Annotated in this window: 20 protein-coding genes and 1 pseudogene; 10 read left to right on the plus strand and 11 right to left on the minus strand. The window is 65.3% G+C overall.

Going from position 1 to position 26,929, the window contains the following annotated elements; all coding sequences use genetic code 11:
• The first annotated feature begins 351 nt into the window (after window positions 1-351).
• Window positions 352-1,362 carry a dihydroxyacetone kinase subunit DhaK gene (locus NCT32_RS25110; protein ID WP_250490613.1) on the plus strand — a complete coding sequence of 337 codons (1,011 nt, stop codon included), beginning with the start codon at window positions 352-354 and terminating at the stop codon, window positions 1,360-1,362.
• 11 nt (window positions 1,363-1,373) lie between these two features.
• Window positions 1,374-2,000, plus strand: a complete 627-nt coding sequence (locus tag NCT32_RS25115) for a DAK2 domain-containing protein (RefSeq protein WP_061116231.1) — start codon at window positions 1,374-1,376, stop codon at window positions 1,998-2,000.
• A 12-nt stretch (window positions 2,001-2,012) separates the two neighbouring features.
• On the opposite strand, the gene proP is transcribed toward NCT32_RS25115, so the two are convergent.
• Window positions 2,013-3,485 carry a glycine betaine/L-proline transporter ProP gene (gene proP / locus NCT32_RS25120; protein ID WP_061116232.1) on the minus strand — a complete coding sequence of 491 codons (1,473 nt, stop codon included), beginning with the start codon at window positions 3,483-3,485 and terminating at the stop codon, window positions 2,013-2,015.
• Window positions 3,486-3,837: 352 nt separating this feature from the next.
• Between proP and NCT32_RS25125 the strand changes: the two genes are divergently transcribed.
• Window positions 3,838-4,185: a hypothetical protein gene (locus NCT32_RS25125; protein ID WP_250477786.1), complete on the plus strand. Its 348-nt coding sequence runs from the start codon at window positions 3,838-3,840 to the stop codon at window positions 4,183-4,185.
• Window positions 4,186-4,199: 14 nt separating this feature from the next.
• Here NCT32_RS25125 and NCT32_RS25130 read toward each other — a convergent pair whose 3' ends face one another.
• From NCT32_RS25130 to NCT32_RS25170, 9 genes are all read right to left on the minus strand, one after another.
• Window positions 4,200-5,807, minus strand: coding sequence for an ABC transporter substrate-binding protein (locus NCT32_RS25130; RefSeq protein ID WP_086960704.1), 1,608 nt, complete (start codon window positions 5,805-5,807; stop codon window positions 4,200-4,202).
• A gap of 85 nt (window positions 5,808-5,892) precedes the next feature.
• Complete coding sequence (locus NCT32_RS25135) at window positions 5,893-7,530, minus strand: AMP-binding protein (RefSeq protein ID WP_061116235.1); 1,638 nt, start codon at window positions 7,528-7,530, stop codon at window positions 5,893-5,895.
• Between the two features lie 12 nt (window positions 7,531-7,542).
• Window positions 7,543-7,938, minus strand: a complete 396-nt coding sequence (locus tag NCT32_RS25140; protein ID WP_061116236.1) for a RidA family protein — start codon at window positions 7,936-7,938, stop codon at window positions 7,543-7,545.
• Window positions 7,935-8,384, minus strand: coding sequence for a thioesterase family protein (locus NCT32_RS25145; protein WP_061116237.1), 450 nt, complete (start codon window positions 8,382-8,384; stop codon window positions 7,935-7,937). The genes NCT32_RS25140 and NCT32_RS25145 overlap by 4 nt, the downstream gene beginning before the upstream one ends.
• Complete coding sequence (locus NCT32_RS25150) at window positions 8,381-9,562, minus strand: acyl-CoA dehydrogenase family protein (protein ID WP_061116238.1); 1,182 nt, start codon at window positions 9,560-9,562, stop codon at window positions 8,381-8,383. The genes NCT32_RS25145 and NCT32_RS25150 overlap by 4 nt, the downstream gene beginning before the upstream one ends.
• Window positions 9,563-10,414 (minus strand): enoyl-CoA hydratase family protein, encoded by an 852-nt coding sequence (locus NCT32_RS25155; RefSeq protein ID WP_061116239.1) that lies wholly within the window; start codon window positions 10,412-10,414, stop codon window positions 9,563-9,565.
• 11 nt (window positions 10,415-10,425) lie between these two features.
• Window positions 10,426-10,986, minus strand: coding sequence for a MarR family winged helix-turn-helix transcriptional regulator (locus NCT32_RS25160; protein WP_061116240.1), 561 nt, complete (start codon window positions 10,984-10,986; stop codon window positions 10,426-10,428).
• The gene (locus NCT32_RS25165; protein ID WP_061116241.1) at window positions 10,983-11,744 is read right to left on the minus strand and encodes an SDR family NAD(P)-dependent oxidoreductase; all 762 of its coding nucleotides are present in this window, start codon (window positions 11,742-11,744) and stop codon (window positions 10,983-10,985) included. Before NCT32_RS25165 ends, NCT32_RS25160 begins: the two co-directional genes overlap by 4 nt.
• 2 nt (window positions 11,745-11,746) lie before the next feature.
• Window positions 11,747-14,131, minus strand: coding sequence for a bifunctional salicylyl-CoA 5-hydroxylase/oxidoreductase (locus NCT32_RS25170; RefSeq protein WP_061116242.1), 2,385 nt, complete (start codon window positions 14,129-14,131; stop codon window positions 11,747-11,749).
• Between the two features lie 134 nt (window positions 14,132-14,265).
• On the opposite strand from NCT32_RS25170, the pseudogene NCT32_RS25175 reads away from it, so the two are divergent.
• The 3 genes and pseudogenes from NCT32_RS25175 to NCT32_RS25185 all read left to right on the plus strand — a co-directional run.
• Window positions 14,266-14,607, plus strand: a pseudogene (locus tag NCT32_RS25175) (MFS transporter); the annotation flags it as partial.
• A 160-nt stretch (window positions 14,608-14,767) separates the two neighbouring features.
• Entirely contained in the window at window positions 14,768-15,112 is a 345-nt protein-coding gene (locus tag NCT32_RS25180) for a hypothetical protein (protein WP_143756263.1), read from the plus strand.
• A gap of 206 nt (window positions 15,113-15,318) precedes the next feature.
• Window positions 15,319-16,671 (plus strand): MFS transporter, encoded by a 1,353-nt coding sequence (locus tag NCT32_RS25185; RefSeq protein WP_061116245.1) that lies wholly within the window; start codon window positions 15,319-15,321, stop codon window positions 16,669-16,671.
• Between the two features lie 53 nt (window positions 16,672-16,724).
• Here the strand turns inward: NCT32_RS25185 and NCT32_RS25190 are convergent, their stop codons facing one another.
• The gene (locus NCT32_RS25190) at window positions 16,725-17,789 is read right to left on the minus strand and encodes an Ldh family oxidoreductase (RefSeq protein ID WP_061116246.1); all 1,065 of its coding nucleotides are present in this window, start codon (window positions 17,787-17,789) and stop codon (window positions 16,725-16,727) included.
• 152 nt (window positions 17,790-17,941) lie between these two features.
• On the opposite strand from NCT32_RS25190, the gene NCT32_RS25195 reads away from it, so the two are divergent.
• The 4 genes from NCT32_RS25195 (at window position 17,942) to NCT32_RS25210 (ending at window position 26,872) form a co-directional block, all read left to right on the plus strand.
• Window positions 17,942-18,931: a LysR family transcriptional regulator gene (locus NCT32_RS25195; RefSeq protein ID WP_061116247.1), complete on the plus strand. Its 990-nt coding sequence runs from the start codon at window positions 17,942-17,944 to the stop codon at window positions 18,929-18,931.
• Between the two features lie 406 nt (window positions 18,932-19,337).
• On the plus strand, window positions 19,338-21,620 hold the full coding sequence (gene bcsB, locus NCT32_RS25200) for a cellulose biosynthesis cyclic di-GMP-binding regulatory protein BcsB (protein WP_061116248.1): 2,283 nt from the start codon (window positions 19,338-19,340) through the stop codon (window positions 21,618-21,620).
• A 57-nt stretch (window positions 21,621-21,677) separates the two neighbouring features.
• The gene (gene bcsZ / locus NCT32_RS25205; protein WP_409219309.1) at window positions 21,678-22,904 is read left to right on the plus strand and encodes a cellulose synthase complex periplasmic endoglucanase BcsZ; all 1,227 of its coding nucleotides are present in this window, start codon (window positions 21,678-21,680) and stop codon (window positions 22,902-22,904) included.
• Complete coding sequence (locus tag NCT32_RS25210; RefSeq protein WP_409219310.1) at window positions 22,904-26,872, plus strand: cellulose synthase subunit BcsC-related outer membrane protein; 3,969 nt, start codon at window positions 22,904-22,906, stop codon at window positions 26,870-26,872. The genes bcsZ and NCT32_RS25210 overlap by 1 nt, the downstream gene beginning before the upstream one ends.
• The last annotated feature ends 57 nt before the right edge of the window (window positions 26,873-26,929 follow it).

Below are 26,929 nucleotides of genomic sequence, written 5' to 3' on the forward strand. Positions count from 1 at the left end.
CCAACGGCCGCGAAGCGGGCTGGAGCCATTTGGTGCTGAACCGCTCCGCCATGCGACGCGAGGTGACAGACCGTGCGCGATCCAAGCCCGGTTAGTCCTTTGAGGGCGACACTTAGGCAGCCCACGATGGGCTGGCAAGCGTGGCCAAACTGCGTGTGACCGCGGGCGTGTGGAGCTGCTTTCTTTGGTTACTTTCTTTGCAGCAGCAAAGAAAGTGACTGCCGCCCCGCACAGGGGCAGTGCTAATAGACCGACAAGAAAACAGGATTCCACGCAAACGCAAACGCAAACGCAAACGCAAGCGCAAGCGCAAGCGCAAACGAACCAACGAGACAAAGGAGCCACAAAACCATGAAAAAGATCATCAACCAGCCCGAAAATTTCGTCGATGAAATCATCGAATCACTACTACTTGCCCATCCGAAATGGATCAAACCGGCGACTGAAGACCACCGCGCGCTGGTCCGAGCCGACGCTCCAAAACCAGGCCGCGTAGGCATCATCACCGGCGGTGGCTCGGGCCACATGCCCGGCTTCCTCGGTTACGTCGGCGAGGGCCTGTGCGGCGGCGTAGCGGTCGGCAACGTATTCTCATCGCCATCATCGGAGCAGATCTTCGAAGCAACGAAAGCGGTCAACGGCGGCGCCGGCGTGCTCTATGTCTATGCCAACTACGGCGGCGACGTGCTCAACTTCGACCTCGCAGCGGACCTCGCGGACGCCGAAGGCATCGACATCAAAACGGTCGTGCTGACCGACGATGTCGCCTCCGCGCCGAAAGACCGCGCAGACGACCGCCGCGGCGTCGCGGGCATGGTGTTCGCCTTCAAATGCGCAGGCGCGGCGGCCGAACGCGGCGATTCGCTCGATGATGTCGCGCGCATCTGCGCCAAGGCCAACGCGAACTGCCGCACGATGGGCGTCGGCCTGTCCCCCACCATCCTGCCCGCCGCCGGCAAGCCCACATTCACGTTGCCCGAAGGCGAAATGGAGATCGGGATCGGCATACACGGCGAGCCGGGCACGCATCGCGGCAAGCTCGAATCCGCCGATGCCATCGCCGAGCGCATCACCCGGCAGATCGTCGATGATCTCGCCGCGCCGAAGGGTTCGCGCGTCGCGCTGCTCGTCAACGGCCTCGGCGCGACGCCGCTCGAAGAACTCTATCTGCTGTATCGACGTTGCGCGAAGCTCATCGCCGACGAAGGGCTCAAGATCGCGCGCTCGTATGTCGGCGAATACGTGACGAGCCTCGAAATGGCGGGCGCATCGATCACGGTGATGCTGCTCGACGACGAACTCGAAGCGCTGCTCGAAGCGCCCGCGCGTTCGCCGTTCTTCCGCGACGGCACCGAGTCCTGAAAGGAGCTGCGATGAGCGTAACGAGCAAGGAACTGCGGGACATCCTCACGCGCGCACTGAACGCGCTTCCCGCACATGCCGACGAACTGCGCGATCTCGATGCCGCGCTCGGCGATGGCGATCTCGGGATCACGGTGCAGTCGGGATCGGCGGCGGTCGTGAAGGCACTGGGCGCGCTGCCCGAAGAGGCGACACTGAACGAAGTCATGCTTGCCGCCGCCAAGGCGTTTTCGACGGCGAATCCATCGACGTTCGCCGCGCTCGTCGGCGGTGGCCTGCTCGCTGCCGCGAAGACGGTGAAGGACAAGGACGCGATCGGGCGCGACGAAGCGCTCGGAATCGGCCAGGCGGTGGCGGCGCGCATCATCGAGCGCGGCAAGAGTCAGGTCGGCGACAAGACCGTGCTCGATGCACTCGTGCCGAGTCTCGATGTGCTGGCCGCATCGCAAGGCAACGCGACGGACGCGCTCGACGCGATGATCGCGAAGGCCCGCGAGCAGGTCAGCGCGACCGCCACGATGCAATCGAAAAAGGGCCGCGCCGCGTGGGTGCAGGAGCGCAGCATCGGGCACGCGGACCCGGGCGCGACCGCTTACGTGAGGTTTCTCGAAGCGTTGAAGAACGCGCTTGCAGCATGAATGCGGCGACGTTCATGCGCGCTTCTTTTGCGGCACGACCTCGCGCTCGCGTTTGCCCGACCGAACGACCTTCAGCTTCTTGCGCGTGAGGGCGAGCGCTTCCGCTTTAGTCGCGACGCACGGCCCCGAGCCGAGCAACGGCTCGCGCGCCGTCTCGCGCAACGCGAGCACGGACACCGCGCCGATCACGGATGCCGCCATCAGGTAATACGCGGGCATCATCAGATTGCCCGTTGCATCGACGAGCCATGCCGTGACGAGCGGCGTCGTGCCGCCGAACAGGGACACGGACACATTGAAGCCGATGGCGAGCGCGCCAAAACGAATGCGCGTCGGAAAGAGCGCGGGCAGCGCTGAAGGCATCACGCCCGTGAATGTCGAAAGGAGCGCGCCGAGTATCAGCAGCCCGAGAAACACCGGCAGCAGCGCGCCCGCGCGCACGAGCACAAGCGCGGGAATCGAGAGCGCGAAGAGCCCGATACAGCCGAACAGCATCACCGGCTTGCGGCCGATCAGGTCGGAAAGGTGGCCCGCGAAGAGCGTCATCGGGATCATCAGCACCATCACGAGCAGCACGAGAAAGAGGCCATGCGTTTCGTCGAAATGCAGGGTGGCCGACAGAAAGCTCGGCAGGTACGACAGCGCCATATAGTCTGTGACATTGAAGATCAGCACGAGGCCGACGCATTGCATCATCGGCTTGAACTGCTGCGAGAGAAGCTCGGCGAACGTTTGCTTCGGACGCGACCGTTCATGCGCCTCGCGTGTCTCGGCTTCCTTCCTGAACGCCGGCGTTTCTTCCAGTTTCATGCGGATATAGAGGCCCACGAGACCGAGCGGTCCCGCGATCATGAAGGGCACGCGCCATCCCCACGAGAGCAGAGCGTCGTGCGGGAGCAGCGCGGTCAGCAGTGCGACCGTGCCCGCGCCGAGAATATAGCCCGCGAGCGTGCCGACTTCGAGAAAGCTGCCGTAAAAGCCGCGCCGCGCATCGGTCGAGAACTCGGCGATGAACGTGGCCGCGCCGCCGTACTCGCCGCCCGTCGAGAAGCCCTGCACGAGACGCGCGACGAGCAGCAGCACGGGCGCGAGAATGCCGATCGAGTGATAGCTCGGAATCAGGCCGATGCAGAACGTGCCGACGGCCATCATGATCATCGTCATGGCGAGCACGCGCTGGCGGCCGATCCTGTCGCCGAGCGGGCCGAACACCATGCCGCCGATAGGCCGCACGAGAAAGGCGGCAGCGAACGTGCCGAAGGTCGCGATCAACTGCGCGGACGGACTGCTCGACGGAAAAAATACTTTGCCCAGCACGACGGCGATATAGCTATAGACGCCGAAGTCGAACCATTCCATCGCATTGCCGAGCGCCATCGCGCCGACGGCACGTTTGAGAAGCGCGTGATCGACGACGGTGATATCGCCCAGCGTGAGATTCGGCGACGATTTGCTGCGGGCATTACGCTCGTGCGAGGGGCTCAATTGTCTCACTCCAGTTTTCAAGGCGAACGCGTGCGGCTGCGTGTGTTCGCGCAGAAAGGCCGCCGATGAGGCGCGCGGCCCTCGGCATGATGGTTCTAGAGTGTGCGGATAGCGACGCGCCCATGCCTTCGCTCACGCGTCTCTGAATCGGCAGAAAGCGACACACGCACGCTCGTGTTGTCGGATCGCATCGCACAGGCATCGCGCAAGCGTTGGCCGCGATCCCACACCCGCGCGCTTCGACGATGCTCGCGCGCCACGCCGAGCCCCTTTGTTCACAGGCCTCTCAGAGAATCAGAGCGATGCGTCTATCGTCATTGGCACAGGCCGTGCAATGAATGAGGCGGGCGCGATGCTTCGGCACCATGATTCGATTCCGGCAAACGTGTCGATCGTCGCGCCTCTTTTTATCGACACGTTCACGGGGATCGCCATGAAAGCGAAGACCATTGCCGTTCTTATCGTCGCGAGCGCGGCGTCATTAGCTGTTCCCGCCTTCGCGGACGATTCAAGCACGGTCGCACCGGCATCGCACGCGCCGTCTGCCGTTCATGCGATGAGCGCGAAGCACGACACGCAAAACATGCGCGACATGCCGGATGCGGGCACCGGCGCAGTCGGCGGCGGCGATGCCTACAAGACGCAGTCGGGCAAGCGCGAAGAGCGCGACAGCATCGATGCCTGGCTTCGCGGAGGCTGAAAAAACCGCCGCAATCAGTCGAGCGTGATCCCGTCGAAGCGATGCCCGCCGAGCGGGCTGATCAGATAGCCGTGCACGCGCTTCGATATCGGCTGAAAGATGTTGGCGTGCGCGAGCGGCGTGTACGGCACCTGATCCTTGAAGACCACCTGCGCTTCTTCATAGAGCTTCGTGCGCGCGTTCTGATCCGTGATGAGGCGCGCTTTTGCGAGCAGATCGTCGAACTGCCTGTTGCACCACTTCGCCATGTTGCTTCCGTGGACGGCGTCGCAGCCCAGCGTCGTGCCGAGCCAGTTGTCGGGATCGCCGTTGTCGCCGAGCCAGCCGTAGAGAATCGCGTCGTGCTCGCCGTTCGTTTTCGCGCGCTTGTTGTACTCGGCCCATTCGTACGTGACGATATTCGCCTTCACGCCGATCTTCGCCCAGTCCGATTGAATCAGTTGCGCCATCAGGCGCGCGTTCGGATTGTAGCCGCGCTGCACGGGCATCGCCCATAGCGTGATGGTGAAGCCGTTCGGAAAGCCCGCATCCTTCAGCAGTTCCTTCGCCTTCGCGGGATCGCGTGGCGCGTCCTTCAACGCCTTGTTATACGACCATTGCGAAGGCGGCATCGGGTTCGTCGCGATGGTCGCGGCGCCTTCGTAGACGGTCTTGATGATCGCCTGCTTGTCGATGGCCATGTCGAGCGCGCGTCGCACGTTCGCGTTATCGAGCGGCTTGTGCGTCGTGTTGTAGCCCACATAGGCGACATTGAAGCCGACACCGGACAGCACCGTGAGCTTCGGGTCCTGCTTCGATGCGGCGATATCGGCGGGGCGCGGGAACGACGTCACCTGGCATTCGCCGCTCGATAACTTTTGCTGGCGCACGGCGGCATCCGGCGTGATCGAGAAGACGAGCTTCTCGATGTGCACATCCTTCCGGTTCCAGTACGTCGGATTCGCGTCATACCGGATCGTCGCGTCTTTCTGATAGTCGCGAAATACGAACGCGCCCGTGCCTACAGGCTTCTGATTGAGGTCTTCGGGCTTGCCCTGCTTCAGCAATTGTGCGGCATATTCCGCCGAAACGATCGACGCGAACTCCATTGCGATGTTGCGCACGAACACGACGTCCGCGGTCTTGAGCGTGAAGCGCACGGTGTAATCGTCGAGCTTCTCGACGGACGCGATGTTCTTGTCGTAGCCGAGATCGGTCAGATACGGAAAGCTGACCGGATGCGCCTTCTGGAACGGATCGTTCGGATCGATCATGCGCTTGAACGTGAACACGACATCGTCCGCGTTGAAGTCGCGCGTGGGCTTGAAATACGGTGTCGACTGGAATTTCACGCCGTGCCGGAGATGAAACGTGAAGGTCTTCGCATCCGGCGATTCCTCCCACTGCTCCGCGAGACCGGGCACGAGATCGAGCGTGCCGCGCCTGAATTCGACGAGTTGGTCATAGACGGCGTGAGCGCCCGCATCGAAGTCCGTGCTGGTCGTGTACTGCGCGGAATCGAAGCCGGCGGGACTGCCTTCGGAGCAGAACACGAGCGTCTTGCTCGCGGCCGATGCAGTCTGCGCGGTGATTGCAAGCGCGGCGGAAAGAGAAACAACAAGGAAACGTCGTGAAAGAAGCATTTTTCTTGTTTGCTCGGAAGAGTGGGCGAGCCGCCTCACGGCGGGCATGACCCGTACTCTACCAAGCAAACGTCTTTCCTTCCCGCTACATCGAGCGCAGCGCGAAGCGCTTGAGCTTGCCCGTTTCGGTGCGCGGCAAGGCATCGAGGAAGGCCACGATGCGCGGATATTTGTAAGGCGCGACATTGCGCTTCACGAAGTCCTGCAATTCGGCGATGAGCGCATCATCGGCCGTGAAGCCGGGATTGAGCACGACGAATGCCTTCACCACTTGCCCGCGCGTTTGGTCGGGCACGCCGATCACGCCGCATTCCGCGACGGCCTCGTGCTGCATCAGCACGCTTTCCACTTCCGGCCCGGAAATGTTGTAGCCCGCCGATACGATCATGTCGTCGGCGCGCGCCTGATAGAACACGTAGCCGTCTTCATCGATCACGACGGAATCGCCCGGTAGATTCCAGCCGTCGCGCACGAACTTCGTCTGACGCTCGTCCGCGAGATAGCGGCAACCGGTTGGGCCGCGCACTGCGAGCTTGCCGATCGTGCCGGCCGGCACCGGCTGCATCGCATCGTCGACGGCCTGCACGGCATAGCCCGGCACCGCGCGTCCGATAGCGTGCTCGCGCACGTCCGCGCCCGCCGACGAAACGAAGATGTGGATCATCTCGGTCCCGCCGATGCCGTCGATCATCTCGATGCCGCTCGCTTCGCGCCATAGCACGCGTGTCGAATCGGGCAAGGCTTCGCCCGCGGACACGGTCTTCTTCAGGCTTCGTACGTCGAAGCCCGCGATGAGCGGCGCCATCTGCCGATAGAAGGTCGGCGCGGTGAACATGATCGTCGCGCGAAAACGTTCGACGGTTCGCAGCAGCGTTTCGGGCGTGAGCTTTTCGAGCAGTACCGTCGATGCGCCCACACGCAGCGGAAAGCAGAGCAGGCCGCCGAGACCGAACGTGAACGCGAGCGGCGGCGTGCCGCAGAACACATCATCGGATGCCGGCTTGAGGATGTGTCGCGGGAACAGATCGCACATGGCTAGCACGTCGCGATGAAAGTGCATGCAGCCTTTCGGCGCGCCCGTCGTGCCGCTCGTGAACGCGATGAGACACACGTCGTCGGCGGCGGTGTCGCACGCATCGAAATGATCGGGCTTCGTCGCCGCGAGCGATTCGAGCGAGCCGGGTGCGTCGTCATGGAACATGAGAACCTGCGCAAGCGCTTCGCAATGGAACGCGTCGCCCGGCGTCTCGCAGCGTTTCAGTTCTTCCGTCAGGCGCACATCGCATAGCGCCGCTGAAATGCGCGCCTTGTCGATGATCTGCTTGAGCTCCTTCGCGCGCAGGAGTGGCATGGTCGGCACGACGACGAGACCCGCCTTCAACGCCGCGAAGAACGCGACCGCCATCTGCAAGGTATTCGGCCCGCGCAGCAGAACGCGGTTGCCCGGACGCAAGCCCATCTCATCGACGAGCACATGCGCGCTGCGATTCACGAGCGCGCGCAACTCGCGATAACTCGTCGCACGAGGCTCGCCGTTCACATCGGACCAGATTGCGGGGCGATCGCCATGTCCGCGTTCGATTGCGCGATCGAGCAACTCGGTCGCGCAATTGATGCGCGCGGGATAGGCGACATCCGCGTTGTCGAGCATGAACACCGGCCATTGTTCCTGTGGCGGCAGATGATCGCGCGCGAATGTATCGACGTGTGCTGACCGTTCCATCGTGCTCTCCGCTTAATCGGGAATAACCGCCGTGGCTTCGATTTCCACCAGTGCTTCGTCTTCGATGAGCGCGACGACCTGCACCGCGCTCATCGCGATATCGTAGTCGCCGATCAGCTCGCGAAACGCCGCGCCGATTTCCTTCGCCGCCGCGAGATACGCGCGTTTGTCCGTCACGTACCACGTCATGCGCACGAGGTGCTCGGGCTTGCCGCCTGCTTCGCGCAGAATCGCCACGACGTTGCGCAGCGCCTGGGTGGCCTGCGCGCCGAACTCGTGATTCACGAAGCGCGCCTGTTCGTCCCAGCCGATCTGTCCGGCGATATACACCTGCGTGCCGCGCACCGCGACGCCGTTCGCGTAGCCGCGCGGCTTGAGCCAGCCCGAAGGCAGAAGCGTCTTTTTCATGAGCGTGTCTCCTCTTGCAATGCGCGGCTCGTGCCCGGCGCGAACCGTTCGATGGCGCGGGCGATGTCGCCGGGAATGTCGATCGAGCGGCCATCGTCGAGCGATGTCGTCACGAGAACCTGCTTCGCGCGAAAGCGCACTTCGCCATCGCAATGACCGACGATGTCGATGCGAATCGAGCGCTGTCCGACGGAATCGACAGCCAGCGTGAACGTCACCGTTTCACCCATGCGGCTCGGCCGCGAGAACTCGCAGTTGAGCTTGACGATGGGCAGCCCGACGCGACGCGCGGAGATCATCGCTGCATAGTCGATGCCGAGCGCGTCGTTGAACCAGTCCTCGACGAGCGCGTTCGTCATCACGAGGTATTGCGGGAAATAGACGATGCCCGCCGGGTCGCAATGCGCGAAGCGGATGCGCATCGGCATATCGAAGGCTTGCGTCATCGTTGACGTTCTCCGTGCGCTTTCAACAAGTCTCGTCCGACGATCAACTGCTGCACTTCCGTCGCACCTTCATAGATGCGCAGCGCGCGAATCTCGCGGTAAAGCGATTCGACTGCCGTGCCGCTTTTCACGCCGAGGCCGCCCCATAACTGCACGGCAGCATCGATCACTTGTTGGGCGCCTTCGCTCGCGTGCCACTTCGCCATGGCTGCTTCGCGTGTGACGTTCTCGCCCTGATCGCGCAACCACGCGGCGCGATAGACGAGCAGCGCGCTCGTGTCGATGGTCAGCGCCATCTGGGCGAGCTTTGCCTGCGTGAGCTGGAAGTCGCCGAGCGTCTGGCCGAACATCTTGCGCGACGCGGCGCGATCGAGTCCCTCCTGCATTGCGCGGCGCGCGAAGCCCAGCGATGCGGCCGCAACGGACGTGCGGAAGATGTCGAGCGTGCGCATGGCGATCTTGAAGCCTTCGCCTGGCGCGCCGAGCATCTGGCTGCGCGGCACGCGCGCCTTGTCGAAATGCAGCCGCGCGAGCGGATGCGGCGCGATCACGTCGATGCGTTCGGCGATCTGCAGCCCCGGCGTATCCGCATCGACGATGAACGCGCTGATGCCGCGCGCGCCCGGTGCTCCGCCGGTGCGCGCGAACACGACATAGAAATCCGCGATGCCGCCGTTCGAGATCCATGTCTTGTCGCCATTCAGCACGTAGTCATCGCCGTCGGCGCGCGCATCGAGCGACATCGCCGCGACATCCGAGCCTGCGTCGGGCTCCGACAATGCGAACGCCGCGAGTGCCGTGCCGTTCGCGACACGCGGCAGATAGCGCGCCTTTTGCTCGTCGGTGCCGGCGAGCGAGATCGCGCCGGAGCCGAGGCCCTGCATGGCGAAGGCGAAGTCCGCGAGGCCGTCGTGCTTCGCGAGCGTTTCGCGAAGCAGACACACGGCGCGCGTGTCGATCGACTCGTTCGATGCGCCGTATTGCGTCCCGCCGACGCAATGCTTGAGCCAGCCCGCGTCGCCCAGCATCCGCACGAGGCGCTTGCAGGCGGCGTCGGTATCGGCGTGATCGACGTGCTTCAGATGCGTGTGCGCCCATGCATCGACATCGCGCGCGAGTACGCGATGCCGTTCATCGAAGAAGGGCCACGCGAGCGCGCTGTGCAGATCGACGTTCATTCAATCACCTTCGAAGACGGGGCGCGTTTTCGCGGCAAACGCGCGATATGCGCGCTCGAAATCGCGCGTGCTCATGCAGATGGCTTGCGCCTGCGCTTCCGATTCGATCGCTTCGTCGATGCTCATGCTCCATTCCTGATGCAGCATCTTCTTTGTGATGCCGTGCGCGAAGGTCGGGCCTGCGACGAGTTCGGATGCGAGCTTCGCGGCTTCGTCGAGCAAAGTCTCGGGCGTGCAGAGGCGGTTGTAGAAGCCCCAGTCGTAGCCTTCGTCGCCGCTCGCGGCGCGGCCCGTGAAGAGCAGTTCGGCCGCACGTCCCTGGCCGATGATGCGCGGCAGGATCGAGCACGCGCCCATGTCGCAGCCCGCGAGGCCGACACGTGCGAACAGGAACGCGAGCTTGCTGCGCGAAGTGCCGAGACGCATGTCGGAGGCCATCGCGAGGATCGCGCCCGCGCCCGCGCATACGCCATCGACGGCGGCGACGATCGGCTGCGGGCAATGGCGCATCGCCTTGACGAGATCGCCGGTCATGCGCGTGAAGAGCAGCAGCTCGGGCATCGGCAGATCGATGAGCGGCGCGATGATTTCATGCACGTCGCCGCCGGAACAGAAGTTGTCGCCCGCGCCGTGAATCACGACGGCTTTCACATCGGTCGCATAGGCGAGCTGGCGAAAGAGGTCTCGCAACTCCGCATACGACTCGAACGTCAGCGGGTTCTTGCGCTCGGGGCGATTGAGCATGATGGTCGCGACGCCGTTCGTCACGGACCAGCCGAAGTGCGTCGCGCGATAGTCCGCGAGCGTCATGCGATTGCCGGCGAGAAGCGCGGCGGCGGCGGATGAGGTCATCGCTGTCTCCTTCAGTCCTTTAGCGTATTCATCAAATGCTGCTTCAGTTTGCCGAGCCGCTGATGCGTCTGCGATTTTTCATTCAGTTCGAGGCCGCCGAACATTTCGACGACCCATTGCTCGTGCGCGGTCGCCATCTTGTCGAATGCGGCGCGGCCTTGCGGCGTGAGACGCACGCTGATCGAGCGGCGATCATTCGGATCGATGTCGCGCGAGACGAGTCCTTCCTTTTCGAGCTGATCGGTGATGCCCGTCACGTTGCCGCCGGTGACCATCATGCGGCGCGACAGCTCGGTCATCTTCAGGCCTTCCGGATGACGTTCGAGCTGCGCCATCAGGTCAAAGCGCGGCAAGGTCGTATCGAACTCCGTGCGCAGGCGTTTGCGCAATTCGGCTTGCACCAGGTTCGTCGTCGTCAGCATGCGCAGCCACAGGCGCAGTCCCATGTGGCTGTCGGCGCCCGTGCTCATTTCCAGATCGACGACGTTGTCCGCCGGCTTTTCTATGCCCTTGCGCGGCGTTTTCGGCTCCGTCGGGGCGGTCGTTTTCTTGTTGCGTGCGGCGTGGGTCACGTTACTTCTCCACCTGATACGGAAATAGATTGGCCGTTCATCGAATCGGAGCCGGGGGCGCACAGCCATAGCACGGCGTTAGCGACTTCTTCCGGTTGCACGAAGCGGCGTTGCGGGTTGTGGCGCACGAGGGCATCGCGCGCATCCTGTTCGCTGCGCGAGGTCTTCGACATGATCTGATCGAGCGACGCGCGCAGCAGTTCGGTTTCGGTATAACCGGGGCACACTGCATTGACGGTGACGCCTTTCGTCGCGACTTCCGCAGCCAGCGCGCGCGTGAGGCCGATGACGCCGTGCTTCGCCGCGCAGTAAGCGGCGACATACGCATAGCCGATTTGCCCCGCCGTACTCGCGACATTCACGATGCGGCCATAGCCGCGTTCGAGCATGGAAGGCAGCACGGCGCGCGTGCAGAGAAATACACCTGTGAGATTCACGTCGAGCATGCGTTGCCAGAGCGCGGCATCGGTATGCGTGAAGGGCGCGGCTTGCGCGTGGCCCGCGTTGTTGATGAGGATGTCGGCAGGACCGGCGCGCGAAAATGCTTCCTCGACGGCGGCTTCGTTCGTGACATCGACGCTGATGCACGCGACGTCGCCATGCGCGCGCATCGCTTCGCGTTGTGCTTCGAGGCGCGCGCGATCGCGGCCCATCAACGTGACGCGCGCGCCCGCCCGTGCGAGCGCTTCTGCGCACGACGCACCGATGCCGCTGCCTCCGCCCGTGATGACCGCGTGCTTGTCTGCGAGAGCCGTCATGATCAGACCGTTCCTTCCGCGCGTTGGGCGCGTTCCTGTGGCGTGAGGCGCGCGTTGTCGGCGGCCAGCGCTCGCTCGCGTTCCAGGTTGCGTTCGAGTTGCGATTTGGCGGCGGCGTACTGCTTCGGCCACGCGATGTCGAAGTAACCGATCTTCGCGGCTTCGTTCAACGTCCACGCCGGATTCGCGAGATGCGGACGCGCCACCGCGCAGAGATCCGCGCGTCCCGCCGCGATGATGCTGTTCACATGATCCGCTTGCGAGATCGCACCGACGGCGATCGTGGCAATGCCCGCTTCGTTGCGGATGCGATCCGCGAACGGCGTCTGGAACATGCGGCCGTACACGGGCTTTTCCTGCTTGCTGACCTGCCCCGACGACACGTCGATCATGTCCGCACCTGCTGCCTTGAATGCGCGTGCGATTTCGACCGCGTCGTCCGGTGTCGTGCCGCCATCCACCCAGTCGTGCGCGGAAATGCGAACGGACATCGGCCTGTCTTGCGGCCATGCCGCGCGCATCGCCTCGAATACTTCGAGCGGATAGCGCAGACGGTTTTCGAGCGAGCCGCCGTACTGGTCGGTGCGATGATTCGTTAGCGGCGACAAAAAGCTCGACAGGAAATAGCCGTGCGCGCAGTGCAATTCGAGCCAGTCGAAGCCCGCTTGCGCGGCCATTTCGGCGGCACGCACGAATTGCGCTGCAATTCCACGCAGTTCTTCATGCGACGCCTCGCGCGACCATTGGCTCACGCCTTGCACGTACTGTTGCGGCGAAGCGGAGACGAGCGGCCAGTTTCCATCAGGCAACGGCTGATCGATGCCTTCCCAGCTCACGCGCGTCGATGCCTTCGCGCCCGCATGACCGAGTTGCATGCCGATCTTCGCATCCGATTGCGCATGCACGAAATCGACGATGCGCGTCCACGCGGCGAGATGCTCCGGCGCATACATGCCGGGACATCCCGGTGTGATGCGCGCCTCGGGCGACACGCAGGTCATCTCCGTCATGACGAGCGCGGCGCCGCCCATCGCGCGCGCGCCGAGATGCATCAGGTGATAGTCGCCCGCGACGCCATCGACGGCGGAATACTGCGCCATCGGCGATACGACCACGCGGTTCTTCAGCGTGACGCCGCGCAGCTTGAACGGCGTGAACATCGGTGGAATGGAGCGTTGCTGTGCAGTGCGCTCGATACCCGCGCGCGCGGCGAGCCAGTCTTCGAACGAGGCGACATAGCGCGCATCACGTTCGCGCAGGTTTTCATGCGAGATGCGCTGCGAGCGCGTAAGCAGCGAATACGCGAACTGCTCCGGTTCGAACGCCGCGTAACGGTCCACATGCTCGAACCATTCCGTCGAATTGCGCGCGGCGTTCTGGATGCGCAGCACATCCACGCTGCGCACCTGCGTGTAATGCGCGAGCGCGCCTTCGAGATCGCCGTTCTGCCTGGCGAATGCCGTGTCGATGCTGTTCGCGAGTTCGATCGCGTCTTCGAGCGCGAGCTTGGTGCCCGAACCGATGGAGAAGTGCGCGGTATGCGCCGCATCGCCCATCAGCACGACGGGCGTGCGCTTGCCGTTCGCGCCATCGCGCCAATGCACCCATTCACGATTCACCACGCGCGGAAAGCGAATCCATTGCGCCGAGCCGCGCAAGTGCGTGGCGTTCGATATCAGCGCGTGACCGTCCAGATACTTCGCGAAGAGCTTTTCGCAAAACGCGATGCCGTCGTCCTTGCTCATGTCGGCGAGGCCGGCTCCGCGCCATACGCGCTCGGGCGCTTCGACGATGAACGTCGACGTGTTCTCGTCGAAACGATAGGCATGCGCCTGGAACCAGCCCCACTCCGTCTTTTCGAATGCGAACGTGAAGGCGTCGAAACACTTGTTCGTGCCGAGCCACACGAAGCGGCAATCGCGCAGATCGATGTCGGGTCGATAGGTCGACGCGTATTTTTGCCGGACCGCGCTGTTCGCGCCATCGCTCGCAATGATGAGGTCCGCCTCGTAGTCTTCGTCGTTGACGACTTGCGTCTCGAAGACGAGCTTTACGCCGAGATCTTCGCAGCGTGCCTGCAGGATATTCAGCAGACGTTTGCGGCCGATGCCGCAGAAGCCATGCCCCGACGAACGGATCGTGCGGCCGCCGACGTGGACTTCGATGTCGTCCCAATGATTGAAGGCATCGAGGATGGCGTCGGCGCTTTGCGGGTCCGCCGCGCGCAGGTTGCCGAGCGTCTGGTCGGAGAACACGACGCCCCAGCCGAACGTGTCGTACGGCCGGTTGCGCTCGACGACGGTGATGTCGTAGCCAGGGTGGCGGTGCTTCATCAAAAGCCCGAAATACAGGCCCGCCGGGCCTCCGCCGATGCAGACGATGCGCATGCTTGCTCTCCGACCGTTGTCTTCTCACGTCGATAATTTAGGTTTTGATAGTTTAGATGTCAAGTAAATAGTGGGCTGGAGGGCAGTCGCCCGCGACCCTTGCGCGTAACTACCGGAGGCGAGTCACCTTGTAGCTTGCGGTGGCATTCGTCGGAACGCTGAATCCGAGCGCGGACGATGTCAGTCTGTTTCTACCGATCGAGCACGCATGTCTTGCCGAAGCGTCGCAGGCGCAGGCACGTACAGCATTGTTCGCGCGCTACAGCCTCGCGGGCGCGCTCGCGGGCGCGCGCTCGGTGCGCTGCTGGCCGGCGTCCCCGACTGGGTCGCTGCGCATTCCGAAATATCGGCGCTTTCGGCCATGCGAGTCATGTTCATGGTGTGCGCCCTGTCGGGACTCGCGATCCTGATCCTGTACCTGTACATGCCATCGCATCAGCCAGCTACCACCAACGTTCCCGCCGCGCTCGCGGGTGTTTGCCTCGGCGACCGGAACGAATGAAGTCGTGGCGATCGACAGTCACGCGGCATATCTTCGTCAACGTTCAAACGCGTCGGCAACTGGTCGAGATCGACCTTTCGACGGGTGCAATCGCGGCGCGGATCGACTTGCCCGGAGCAGACGGGAATCACGGCTTGCTCATCGTTGGGCAAGCCAGACTCGCCTTCATTGCGTGTGAAGGCAACAGCAAATTGCTGGTGCTGGACATGCGCACAATGCGTGTCTCCCAATCGTTCGACGTGGGACGAAATCCGGACGTACTGGCGCTCGATGCTTCGGCGAGCACGGTGTATGTGGCTGGCGAGGGCGGTGTCGTCCCGATGTTCCGTTTTGACGGGACTCATGTGGCAAAAGTGGGCGAAGGTTCTCTGGGGCCGAACGCTCATGTCGTGTATGTCGATCCGGCGACGCATCGATCGTACTTCGCTCTCAAGGATCTCAACGGTCATCCGGCGTTGCGCATCATGGCGCCGCAGTGATGCTGACATCGTGCGCTGATAGCTGCAAGGGTGCTGCGCGGGTTTGCCCCTAGCTCGCGATAAACAAATGGAATTGCTTTGCGAGAAAATTTGATTGGATTTCCATCGGGTGCGGACCTATCGTGCGTAGTCCGATGCGGCAATCCGCGCGCTCGCATCGAAATAACGGCCTCGCCGACAGAACAAAATATCCAGGAGACTTACCCATGGAGCAATCCTCCGCGGTGCCGCGTGTGCCGGAGTCGGACGCCAGCGCCGCTCAGAACATCGCTTCCAACGATCGAGCTACGCCAAGGGTGCGGCGAATCCAGCGTACCGCGCTTGCTCTTCTCCTCCTGAGCGGGGTCATCAACTACATCGATCGCGCAACGCTATCCATCGCGAATCCGCTGATCCGGCAGGATCTCGGGCTTTCGGTCGGGGAAATGGGCCTGCTGCTTTCCGCGTTCCTATGGGCTTATGCGTTTGCGCAACTGCCGGCGGGCGCATTGGTCGATCGCTTCGGCGCGCGGATCATGCTTACCGTCAGCCTCGCGACTTGGTCGGTGGCGCAAGCCTTCGGCGGCGTCGTGAGCAGCTTCGGCCAGTTCTTCGCCGCTCGCATGGTGCTGGGAATCGGGGAGGCGCCGCAATTTCCGACGAGCGCCAAAGTCGTTCGCGACTGGTTCGGCAAGAAAGAGCGTGGCGCCGCGACCGGCATCTGGAACAGTTCATCGACGCTGGGCACCGCAATATCGGCGCCTTTGCTGACAGTCGTAATGTTGACCGTGGGATGGCGATGGATGTTCGGCATCATGGGAATCGCCGGGCTCGTCGTGGCACTGTGTTTCTTTCTCGTGCATCGCGACCCGCGTCAGGTCGACCTGACGCAGCGGGAGCGCGCGTATCTCACCGACGTCGATGGTGAAATCCAGAGCCGCCCGACATGGCGCGAGTGGCGCCGTCTGTTCGAGTTCAGCACCACGTGGGGCATGCTGCTGGGATTCTTCGGCACGATCTACGTCTTGTGGCTCTACAACGCGTGGTTGCCGACGTATCTGCAAATGGAATTTCACCTGACCATCGCGAAGTCGGGGTGGGTGGCGGCGGTCCCCTATCTCTTCGGCGTAGTGGGCAGCCTTTCCGGCGGAAAGATTTGCGACGTGCTCGCTCGGCGAGGGGTGTCGGCGATCAACAGCCGGAAGTACCCGATGGCCGCCTCGCTTTTCGGTGTCGCCGTGTTTACGGTGCTGACTGGCCTCACGCACAGCGCGACACTGGCGGTCGTATTCATCTCGATCTCGATGTTGCTCCTGTATGTGTCGAGCAGTGCGGCCTGGGCGACGGCGTCCGTTGCCGCGCCCTCCAACTGCACCGCGTCGATCGGCGCCATGCAGAATTTCGGGGGCTACTTCGGCGGCGCGCTGGCACCGGTCGTCACGGGCTTCATCGTGCAGCAGACACGCTCGTTCCAGCCTGCGCTCTTCGTCGGGGCGGGCGTTGCCGCCGTCGCGCTGATCGGCTACTGGCTGCTCGTGCGCGGCCCGATTCCGCCGGCGGCGCTGGCCCAGGACGCGTAACCGCAACACAGCGCTGCTGCGAGCGAGAGTCAGAGACTCTCGCTCGCCTCGACTCAGCCGGTCAGTGCATCAGGAAACCCGATCTCATAGCGCCGAGCGCAGGCCTCGAGTGCCGGTGCGATCGTCGGGTGCAGCGCGACTCCGTCGCGTAGTTGCTCGCGCTTGAGGCTCAATCCGCGATCGCCCGGCATCCGCACACCCGACGTTCCAGGGCGCGGCGGATTGTCCCGACAGGCATCGCCGAGCCAGTCCATTTGCCGCGCGAACGCGGCGGGACCGCCAAAAGCCGCCGGATCGTATAACGACACAAACACGGTGGCGCCCCATCCCTCGGCGGGATCGGCCCGGCCGTGACCGGCGAGACCTCCCGTCAGCGCCTCGATCATCAACGCTAGCCCGAAGCCCTTGTGTCCCCACGTCATGCCGCCGACCGGGAGAATCGATCCCGGAGGCTCAGTGGACAGCACGGCGGGATCGCGGCTGGGCTGACCGTCCGCATCGAGAAAACATGCCTCCTCGAAGAGTTCGCCGGCCTTGTGTCGGCGCGCGGTCATGCCGTTCGTCACGGTCGACGAGGAGATATCGATCAGAAACGGCGTGCCCGATGTCGGAATGCCCGCCGCGATCGGATTCGGTGTAAATACCGAACGCGTGCCGCCATGAGGGGCCACGCTTTGCACCGCCGGGTCGGAGCTGCCGAGCACGATCATGAATCCGTCGGCAGTGGCCTTTTCCAGATAACTGGCAAGACAGGCGATGTGATGACTGCGCCGAATCACGAGCGTCGCGCTCCCGTATTCTCGTGCTCTCGGCGCGAGTGTTTCGATGCCGCTGAGCACGAGCCACGGGCCGGGAAGACGCCGGCCATCCCACAACAGGCTGGCGCCCCGGTCCGCCACGACCTCGGGCTCGCCGGAGCACGTCATCGTGGCGTTTTCAATCTCACGGATATAGCCGGGCAGCAGCGCGAGCCCGTGCGTATCGTGTCCCATCAAGTCGCCATCGACGAGCGTACGGGCGACTGCCAGCGCTTTGACGTCGTCCATTCCGGCCCTGACCAGCAGACGCTGTGCGAAGCCTTGCAGTTCATCGGCGGAGTACCGGGCTTGTGTATTCATCGTGATCGCGTCAGTAAGGTGGTTGTTGGAAGCTGCCGGGCAAGTAAAGGCCCGATGCGCTCTGGATTGTCCATTGCGCTTTTGATAAGCGTCCAATCGAGAATTGCGTAAAATCAATTCCATCTGGTTATGAGTCTCTACGCGTTTGCCCTATGCCTCAAGATTCGAATAACTCCGCTATTTCAGCGCTGACGAAGCTGCGCTTCAGGCATCTGCAGTTGCTCGAACTGCTCGGGCGTACGCGCAACCTCCGTATTGCGGCTGAGCACATGCACATCACGCAGCCGGCCGCGACGAAGATTCTGAGCGATCTGGAGGCGATGTTCGGTGCGCCGCTCTTCGAACGGCTACCGCGCGAAATGCGGCCGACCGATCTTGGAACGCTCTCCGTCCGCTACGCCGGCACCGCGCTATCCAGTCTCGGCAAGTTTTCGAACGAGTTCGCGACACTGAAGAACGGCGGCTATGGACATCTCACGGTGGGTTTCATTCCGGCTTCCGCCGCACAACTCGTGACCGCGGCTATCAAGGAGATCCAGCGCCGGCGCCCGAGACTCATCATCAAGCTGGTCGAGCAAAGTAGCGATCAGCTCGCGACATGGCTCGAGGAAAGGCGACTCGACGTGATGGTCGGGCGCCCGACAGAGCCACGACACGAAGCGCTTTTCCATGTGGTCGATCTATTGGCGGAGCCTGCACGTACGGTCGTCGGGCAGCATCATCCGTTGCTGAAGCGGCGGCGCATGGAGATCACCGATCTCGGCCAGTGGCCTTGGATCCTGTATCCCCAAGGCACCGCCATGCGGCAGCTATTCGAAGAGACGTTCGCGGCGGCGGGGATGATCGCGCCGGTGGGTATCGTGGAAACGCCCTCGATTTTTTCGACGCTGGAGTTGCTGCAGGCCACCGACATGATCTCCCTTCAACCACAGGCCGCGATGGACAAGTACGTCAAGCATGGCCTGCTTGGATACCTGGACGTGCCGATACGGCGGACGCTGTCGAATTACAGCGTTATTACGCGAAAAGACGAAGCCACTTCGCAAGCGATGGACGAGTTCGTTGCCATCCTCCTGGCAATCGCCGCGCAATACCGGGTAGTCGACAAGACTGGTGCGGGCGCGCGTTTCCCGGTTTCGTAAGCAAGGGCAGCGTCCGCATTCTCTCATTCTCTATTTCTCATCGAATCGGTAAGTTTTTCGCGCACTTTCCATCCGCCAGGCGAACTTCCTCGAACGTAGCCATCAAGTTTCGCCTTTATCGACCGACAAAGCTTCGTATGGAGTTGAGTGCGAAGAAGCCGCGCGGCAGTCCGCTGCATTTGCCGTGGCGCGGTTTTGCGACGCAAGAGAGTGGCCCCGGGTAGAAGAAGTTGGCCGTGGCGATGTGGTCTTTATCGAAGAAGCGTGGATTGGTACGGATGCTTACGAAGAATGCGACGGTAGGGCCTGCGGCTGGCGGGGTGGGGCCAGCATGCATCGAGCAAACGCAAGACGGCGATGGCCCGCGAGCCGGTCTGCGCCCGCGTGACGCTGCGCAGGCTCGTCGATGAAGCCGTCCGTTCCGTTCCGCCTGTTCCTCGCGATGGCTACCGGCGCGATCTACGCCGCGGCATTGCCGGCCGTCGCCGCCAACGCGCCCGTCGACGCAACCGTTCCTGCCGCCGTCAGCGACGCGGCCTCGATCCACGTGCCGTTCTCCGCGCTGGGCGCGTATGAGCCGCTGCATCTGCGCGGCCTGGAGGACGCACGCTCGGTCTCGCTCGGCGTGCGGCTCGACCGCGTCGTGACCGGCGCGCGCCTGCGTCTGCGCTATACGTATTCTCCCGCGCTCGCGTTCGCGCTGTCGCACGTCAAGGTGTCGATCAACAACGAGGTGATCGCCACCGTGCCCTTCGACAAGGAGCACGCGGGAACGATGGTCACGCAGGACATTCCCGTCGATCCGCACCTGTTCACCGATTACAACCAGTTCGGCCTGCGCTTCATCGGCCATTACACGCTCGATCATTGCGAAGATCCGGCCAACACCGCTTTGTGGGCCGACGTGAGCCCGACGAGCGAATTCATTCTCGACACCGCGCCGATCAAGCTGCCGAGCGATCTCGCGCTTCTTCCCGCACCGTTCTTCGACCCGCGCGACGTGAGCCGCCTCACGCTGCCGTTCGTGCTGCCCGCGTCGCCCGACAGCGCAACGCTCAAAAGCGCGGGCGTTCTCGCCTCGTGGCTCGGCGCGCTCGCCGATTACCGCAACGCGCGTTTCCCGGCGCGCACGTCGCTGCCGGCGAACGAGCACGCGCTCGTCGTCGGCACGCGCGCGCAATTGCCCGCCGAATTATCGGCGCATGCGGTGCTGCCGGAGATAGACGGGCCGACCATCTTCGTCACCGACAACCCCGCCTCGGCGGACCGCAAGCTGCTCGTCGTGACCGGGCGCACCGCCGCCGAAGTGGACGACGCGACCTATGCGCTGGTGCTCGGTCGCGCGGCGATGTCGGGTGCTTCGGTCAAGGTCGCGCACGTCGATATCGGCAAGCCGCGCGAGCCCTACGATGCGCCGCGCTGGATGCCGACCGATCGCCCGGTCGCCTTCAAGGAACTCGTCGACGACCCGTCGCAACTGCAGGTCTCGGGCGGCACTCCCGATGCGATCCGCCTGAACCTGCGCGTGCCCGCCGACCTCTTCGCGTGGAACAGCGCGGGTGTGCCGCTCAACCTGCGCTACCGCTACACCGCGCCGACGGTGCAGAACAACTCCGCGCTCGCCGTCGACGTCAACGACCAGCTCGTGAAGTCGTTCCGCCTGCCGCCCGCCCGCAGCGACGACAGCCAGGGCCGCTTCCAGTTGCCGCTCTTGTCGGGCGTCAACAGCGGCTCGGCGAGCGCGCTCGATATTCCGGCGTTTCGCGTAGGCAGCTCGAACCAGCTGCAACTGCGCTTTAACCTCGATTCGCAGAAGACCGGACTGTGCGCCGGCGTGCAGAACAACCCGGCGCGGGCGGCGGTGGACCCGGATTCGACCATCGACTTCTCCGGTTTCGTGCACTACGCACAGATGCCGAACCTCGCGTACTTCGCCAACAGTGGCTTTCCGTTCACGCGCCATGCGGACCTGGCGCAGACGGCCGTCGTGATCCCGGATCATCCGAGCGACGCCGAGCTCGAGACGATGCTGACGATGCTCGGCCACATGGGCCAGTGGACCGGCTTTCCCGCGCTGCGCGTGACGATCGCCCGTCCCGGCGATGTCGCGGCCCTCGCGCAGAAGGATCTGCTCGTGATCGGCGGCTCGCCGTCATCGCCGGTGTTCGCACGCTGGCACGACGCGCTGCCGCTGTCGCTGTCGATCGCGGGCGGGCGCGCGGCGGGTGCCGCCGCGGCGAACGACGGCATCGCACGTGCGTCCTTCTCGGTCGGCGAGCGCTGGCGCGACGGCAAGCTCGCCACGCATGGCGGCGCATCGCTCGATCAGAGCGGCCCGCTCGCCGCGATCATGGGCTTCGAGGCGCCCGGCGCGGCGGGGCGCAGCGTCGTCGCGCTGGCGGCGACCGGCGACGGCCGCCTCGGCGACCTGCTCGACGTGCTGGAGCGCTCCGACCGCGTCTCGCAGGTGCAGGGCGATCTGTCACTGGTGCGGCGCGGCGGCGTCGACAGCACGCGCGTCGGCGATACCTATGTGATCGGCTACGTACCGTGGTACGCGAAGCTGTGGAGTCTCGCGGTCCGGCATCCGGCGCTGCTCGGTGTGCTCGGCGCGCTGGCGGGCCTGCTGCTCGCGATCGGCGCGTTCACCGGGCTTCAGGAACTGGCCGCGCGCCGCCGGGGCATCTGAGCGATGACCGTTCTTCTCTCGCGCCGCATGACGCGTCCCGCCCGCCGGAGCATGTGAATGAAGGCTCCGGTCTTACTGCGCGCGGCGTGCGTGGCGTCGATCGTATGCGCATCCGGCACGGCTGGCGCGAACGCGTTCGGGGCAAGCGTGGCCGACGGGCCGCACGGCGCGCCCGCGCAGGCCGCAGCCATGACGGCATCCGGGCCGTCGTCCGGTCATCCGCGCGTCTGCGCATCGTGGGCGCGCTGGGAGCGGTTCAGGCGCGACTTCGTTTCGAAGGACGGGCGCGTGATCGACGTCGGCTCGGCTGACGAACGCACCGTTTCCGAAGGTCAGTCCTACGCGCTGTTCTTCGCGCTCGTCGCCAATGATCGCGCGAGCTTCGACACGATCCTGCACTGGACCGAGCACGAACTCGCGCAGGGCGATCTCGCTTCGCACCTGCCCGCGTGGCTGTGGGGCCGCGACGAAGCCGGCCAGTTCCGCGTGCTCGATGCCAACGCCGCATCCGATGCCGATCTGTGGATCGCCTACGCGCTCCTCGAAGCCGGCCGCGCGTGGGGCGAGCGCAGCTACACGGCGCGCGGGACATTGCTCGCGAAACGCGTGCTCGACGAGGAAGCCGCCACGCTGCCGGGCCTCGGGCCCACGCTGCTGCCCGGGCCGGCGGGGTTTCATCCCGCCGCCGATACCTGGCGCGTGAATCCGAGCTACGCGCCGCTGCAAGTCATACGCGGTATCGGCGCGCACCTGCCGGACGACACGCGCTGGCCGCGCCTCGCCGCGACGAGCGCGCGCATGCTGATCGATACCGCGCCGCGCGGGTTCTCGCCCGACTGGGCGCTCTACCGCGCGAAAGGCTTCGCCCCCGACGAGCAGACCCAGGCCGAGAGCGCCTACAACGCGATCCGCGTCTATCTGTGGGCGGGCATGCTCGCCGCCGACGACGACGCGCGAACGAAACTGCTCGAACGCTTCGCGCCGTTCGCGGCGTATATCGAGCGGCACGGCGCGCCGCCCGAGCGCGTCGATACGCGCACCGGCACGCCGGGAGAAAACGACGGCAACGCGGGATTCTCCGCCGCCGCCGTGCCGTTTCTCGCCGCGCGCGGCCAGAGCGCACTCGCGGATGCGCAGGCGGCGCGCGCGGACCACGAAGCGGCGCCGGGCTACTACACGAGCGTGTTGATGCTCTTCGGCCTCGGCTGGCGCGAAGGGCGCTTCAGCTTCGCGGCCGACGGCACGCTGCACAGCGCGGCATCCGAATGCGGAGCCGCCAGATGATGCACGGACCCAGGCTGAACCGGACCGCGATCAGCGCGGCGCTCGCGTCGGCGAGCGTCGTCTGTGCGACGCAGATGCTCGCGATGCCGGCGCACGCCATGCAGCCGCCAGCCACGACGCCCGCACCCGCACCCGCGCCCACGCTCGCGCCGATGCCCGCGATGGCGGCGCGTCTCTACGCCACGGCGCGCGTCTGGGGCAACAAGCATCGCGACGATCTCGCGCTGCAGGCGATCGACAAGGCGCTGCTGATCGCGCCCGACGATCCGCGCCTGCTTGCCGAGCGCGTGCGCGCGCAATTGCGCCTCGGCAAGACTCAGGCGGCCCAGACGGCGCTCGCGCGCATGCAGGCAATCGCCCCAGACGCTGCGATCACGCACCAGGCCGCCGACGAATATCGCGTCGCCGTGAACGGACGTCAGGAGATGGCGACCATCCGCCTGCTGTCGCGCAGTGGCCAGACGGAAGAGGCCGCGCGCCGCCTGGGCCTGCTCTTTCCGCACGGCGCGCCGTCGGGCGCGCTCGGCGCGGAGTACTGGCAGATCATCGCGGCGACGCCCGCGCACCGCCGGGAAGCGCTCGACGCGCTGCATCGCCGTGTCGCGGCCGATCCCGCGGACACGGACGCTGCGCAGACGCTCGCGCGCCTGCTCGGCACGGACGAGGCGACACGCGCCGAGGCGAACCGCATCGCATGGAATCTCGCGACGCGCACCGACACCGACCGTGCCGCCGCGCTCGACGTCTGGCGTCACGTGCTGGAGAAGGCAGGCGCGGACCCCGCGTATCTGCCTGCGTTGCGCGCGTACCTCGTGCTCGTACCCGACGACGCCGAATTCCGGGACCGCGCCGATCAGCTCGATGCGCGCATCGAGGCCCAACGCCGGCTCGAACGCGATCCCGACTACATCGCGCGCGAACGCGGGCTCGCTGCGCTGTCACGCGGCGATCTCGCCGCGGCCGCGCCGCTGCTCGCGCGCGCCGCCGCCGCACGTCCGGCCGACGCCGACGCCATTGGCGGCCTCGGTCTGGTGCGCATGCGCGAGGGCAATCGCGACGAGGCGCGCGCGCTCTTCGAGCGTGCCGCCGCGCTCGCGCCCGACAATCGCGCCAAGTGGCAGAACCTCGCACGCACGGCGCAGTTCTGGGGCACGCTCGCGAAAGGCCGCGAAGCGGCCGGGGCGGGCAGACCGCAGGACGCCGAACGCTTCGCGCGCGAGGCGCTCTCGGTCGAGCCGGCCAGCGCCGACGCGAAATTGCTGCTCGCCGACGCGCTGCTCGCGCAGGGCGACTGGCGCGCCGCCGAACCGATCCTGCGCGCACAGCTCGCGGACCGCGAGCCGAGCCTGTCGGCGCTGCGCAGCACGCGCACGCTGCTCGAACGCACCGGACGCGGCGATCAGGTCGAGGCGCTCATCGACGCGCTGCAAAGCCGCTTCACCGCCGCCGGCGATCGCGACAGCCTCGCGCAGATGCGCGCCGAGCTTGCCGCGAGCGACGCGCAGCAGCTCGCCGCGCAGGGCCAGAACGGTCCGGCCGCGCAAAAGTACGAAGCGTCGCTGCGCGCCGATCCGGATCAGCCCTGGACGCGCTTTGCGCTCGCGCGCCTTTATCAGAACCTCGGCCTGCCGCAACTCGGCCGCGCCGTGATGGACGACGGCCTCGCACGCGCGCCCGGCGCCCAGATGCGCTATGCGAGCGCGCTGTACCGCAATTCGCTCGACGATCTCGCGGGCGCACAGGCCGCGCTGGCTGCCGTGCCGGAGTCCGAGCGCAGCGACGCGATGCGCGCCTTCGCCCGCAATCTCGATGCGCAACAGGCGCTGGCCGATGCACGCGCGGCGCTCGCCCGCGGCGACGCGCAGGCCGCGCGCGTATCGCTCGGGCGCGCGCAGGGTTTCGCGCAGGACGATCCGAACATGCTCGCGTCGATCGGCTCCCTTTACATCGACCAGGGCGAGACGCAACGCGGCCTCGCGCTGCTCGCGGACTGGATGGCCGCGCATCCGGAAGACACCGACGCCGACGTGCGGCTGCGCTATGGCGATCTGCTCGGCAGCACGCGCGAGGACGATGCGCTCGCCGCGCTGCACGCGACGCTGCGGCGCGACGGCGGGCTCACGCCGCGCCAGTCGGAGCGTCTCGAAGATCAGGCGCTGCGCCTCGCGCTGCGTCAGACCGACGATGCGATCGCAACCGCCGACTATGGCCGCGCCCGTTCGGTGCTCGAGACCGTGAGCGACGCCGGCCGCCGCGACAAGCGCTACGCGTTCGAAGTCGCGGACCTCGCCCGCGCGCAGGGCCGCAATCGCGAGGCGCGCGCCGCGCTTGAGCCGCTGCTCGCACGCATGCCCGACGATCCCGAGACGCAGCTCGCGTATGCCCGCGTGCTCGGCGACGATGGCGCGCACGACGAGGCGCTCGCGATCGTGCGCCGCGTGGTGGACGCCGCGCCGCCCGATGATATCGACACGCGCCTCTCGGCCGCGCGCAGACTTTCCGCGCTGCGCCGCCCGCGGGAGGCGAGCGGAATCACGGAGGCGCTGCGCGTCGCGTATCCGGCGCGCCCGGATGTCACCGTGCAGGCGGGCCGCGTCGCCGAGGATCTCGGCGAGTACGACAGCGCCGCGTCGCTGTATCGGCTCTCGCTCGCGCAGGAGCGCGCGGCGGGCATCGGATCGGGCGCGGGCTTCAGCACGCCGGCCGGTTCGATCCGCCCGACGCCGGGCCAGGCCGCGCTCGACGATCTCGATCAGCGCCGCAATCCGGAAGTCGAGACGGCGTGGATTCCCGCGTACAAGTCCGGCGATGCGGGCGTCTCCGCGTATCACGCACAGCAGGTTCCGGTGTACGTGCAGATTCCGTATCGCTACGACGGGCACTTCTTCGCGCACGTCGATGCGGTCCATCTCGACGCGGGCACGCTCGAGGCGGACGCGCTCCTCCATCCGGAGCAGCTCACCACGACGGGCCTGTCCTACACGGCGCAGACATTCGGCACGACCGCCGCCTACTACGGCAATCCCCAGGCGCTGCAGACCTTCCTCAACGCCTCGCCGGTCACCGAAGGCGACCTGCATCAGCACGCCAACGGTCTTGGCGGCGGCGTGGGCTATACCTCGGATGCCTGGCGCATCGATGCCGGCTCGACGCCGATCGGCTTTCCGGTGCATTACCTCGTCGGCGGGGTGCGCTACAAGTTCGACGCCGGTCCGGCGAGCCTGTCTTTTTCGGCATCGCGCCGCCCCGTGACGAGCAGCGAGCTGTCGTACGCGGGCCTGACCGATCCGATCACGCATACGACCTGGGGCGGCGTGCGCCGCGACGGCATCGACATGCACGCAGGCGCCGACATCGGCGCGGTGAGCACCTTCGCGGATATCGGCGTGGGCGAGCTGACCGGGCGCAACGTCGCGAGCAATCAGGAGTTCATCCTCAGGACCGGCTTCAATGTGCCGATATTCAGACAGGCGACGATGCGCGTGCTGACCGGTCTCGTCGGCAACGTCTGGCATTACACGGACAACCTGCGCTACTACACCTACGGGCAGGGCGGCTATTACAGCCCGCAGCGCTATCTGTCGCTTGGCGTGCCGGTCGAATGGATCGGGCGGCGCAACGATTTCACGTGGGATGTCACCGCGACGGTCGGCATATCGAACGCGTACGAGAAGGACTCGCCGTATTTTCCGATCGGCCTGCCATCGGTCGCGGGGCTTGCTGCGAGCCAGTCGAACAACGTGTTCGGCGGCAGCTCGACGAACGGCGTGAGTTTCTCCTACGGCTTTGCCGCCGTCGTGCAGTACCGCGTGAATCCGTATTTCGTGGTCGGCGCGCGTCTGAACATCGACCATTCGCACGACTACGCGCCGAGCTCGGGAATGATCTACGCGCGCATCGCGTTCTCCGCGCGCAAGGACGATTTCCGGATCAGCCCGACGCCGGTGCGTCTCTATTCGAGTTACTAGACGGGCGGCGAAACATGCTTCGGATAACGCCCGGGGCGCGCGCGGCGCGTCAGGGAT

This window comes from Caballeronia sp. INML2 (assembly GCF_023631365.1).
GTDB lineage: Bacteria > Pseudomonadota > Gammaproteobacteria > Burkholderiales > Burkholderiaceae > Caballeronia > Caballeronia turbans.

What these genes read in the sequence shown, in the direction of transcription:
- NCT32_RS25185 (WP_061116245.1), top strand. Translation starts at nt 15,319, where the DNA reads ATGGAGCAATCCTCCGCGGTGCCGCGTGTGCCGGAGTCGGACGCCAGC.
- NCT32_RS25110 (WP_250490613.1), top strand. Translation starts at nt 352, where the DNA reads ATGAAAAAGATCATCAACCAGCCCGAAAATTTCGTCGATGAAATCATC.
- NCT32_RS25150 (WP_061116238.1), bottom strand. Translation starts at nt 9,562, where the DNA reads ATGAACGTCGATCTGCACAGCGCGCTCGCGTGGCCCTTCTTCGATGAA.
- NCT32_RS25145 (WP_061116237.1), bottom strand. Translation starts at nt 8,384, where the DNA reads ATGACGCAAGCCTTCGATATGCCGATGCGCATCCGCTTCGCGCATTGC.
- bcsZ (WP_409219309.1), top strand. Translation starts at nt 21,678, where the DNA reads ATGAAGGCTCCGGTCTTACTGCGCGCGGCGTGCGTGGCGTCGATCGTA.
- NCT32_RS25135 (WP_061116235.1), bottom strand. Translation starts at nt 7,530, where the DNA reads ATGGAACGGTCAGCACACGTCGATACATTCGCGCGCGATCATCTGCCG.
- NCT32_RS25190 (WP_061116246.1), bottom strand. Translation starts at nt 17,789, where the DNA reads ATGAATACACAAGCCCGGTACTCCGCCGATGAACTGCAAGGCTTCGCA.
- NCT32_RS25195 (WP_061116247.1), top strand. Translation starts at nt 17,942, where the DNA reads ATGCCTCAAGATTCGAATAACTCCGCTATTTCAGCGCTGACGAAGCTG.
- NCT32_RS25170 (WP_061116242.1), bottom strand. Translation starts at nt 14,131, where the DNA reads ATGCGCATCGTCTGCATCGGCGGAGGCCCGGCGGGCCTGTATTTCGGG.
- NCT32_RS25115 (WP_061116231.1), top strand. Translation starts at nt 1,374, where the DNA reads ATGAGCGTAACGAGCAAGGAACTGCGGGACATCCTCACGCGCGCACTG.
- NCT32_RS25130 (WP_086960704.1), bottom strand. Translation starts at nt 5,807, where the DNA reads ATGCTTCTTTCACGACGTTTCCTTGTTGTTTCTCTTTCCGCCGCGCTT.
- NCT32_RS25165 (WP_061116241.1), bottom strand. Translation starts at nt 11,744, where the DNA reads ATGACGGCTCTCGCAGACAAGCACGCGGTCATCACGGGCGGAGGCAGC.
- NCT32_RS25125 (WP_250477786.1), top strand. Translation starts at nt 3,838, where the DNA reads ATGCTTCGGCACCATGATTCGATTCCGGCAAACGTGTCGATCGTCGCG.
- bcsB (WP_061116248.1), top strand. Translation starts at nt 19,338, where the DNA reads ATGAAGCCGTCCGTTCCGTTCCGCCTGTTCCTCGCGATGGCTACCGGC.
- NCT32_RS25155 (WP_061116239.1), bottom strand. Translation starts at nt 10,414, where the DNA reads ATGACCTCATCCGCCGCCGCCGCGCTTCTCGCCGGCAATCGCATGACG.
- NCT32_RS25210 (WP_409219310.1), top strand. Translation starts at nt 22,904, where the DNA reads ATGCACGGACCCAGGCTGAACCGGACCGCGATCAGCGCGGCGCTCGCG.
- NCT32_RS25140 (WP_061116236.1), bottom strand. Translation starts at nt 7,938, where the DNA reads ATGAAAAAGACGCTTCTGCCTTCGGGCTGGCTCAAGCCGCGCGGCTAC.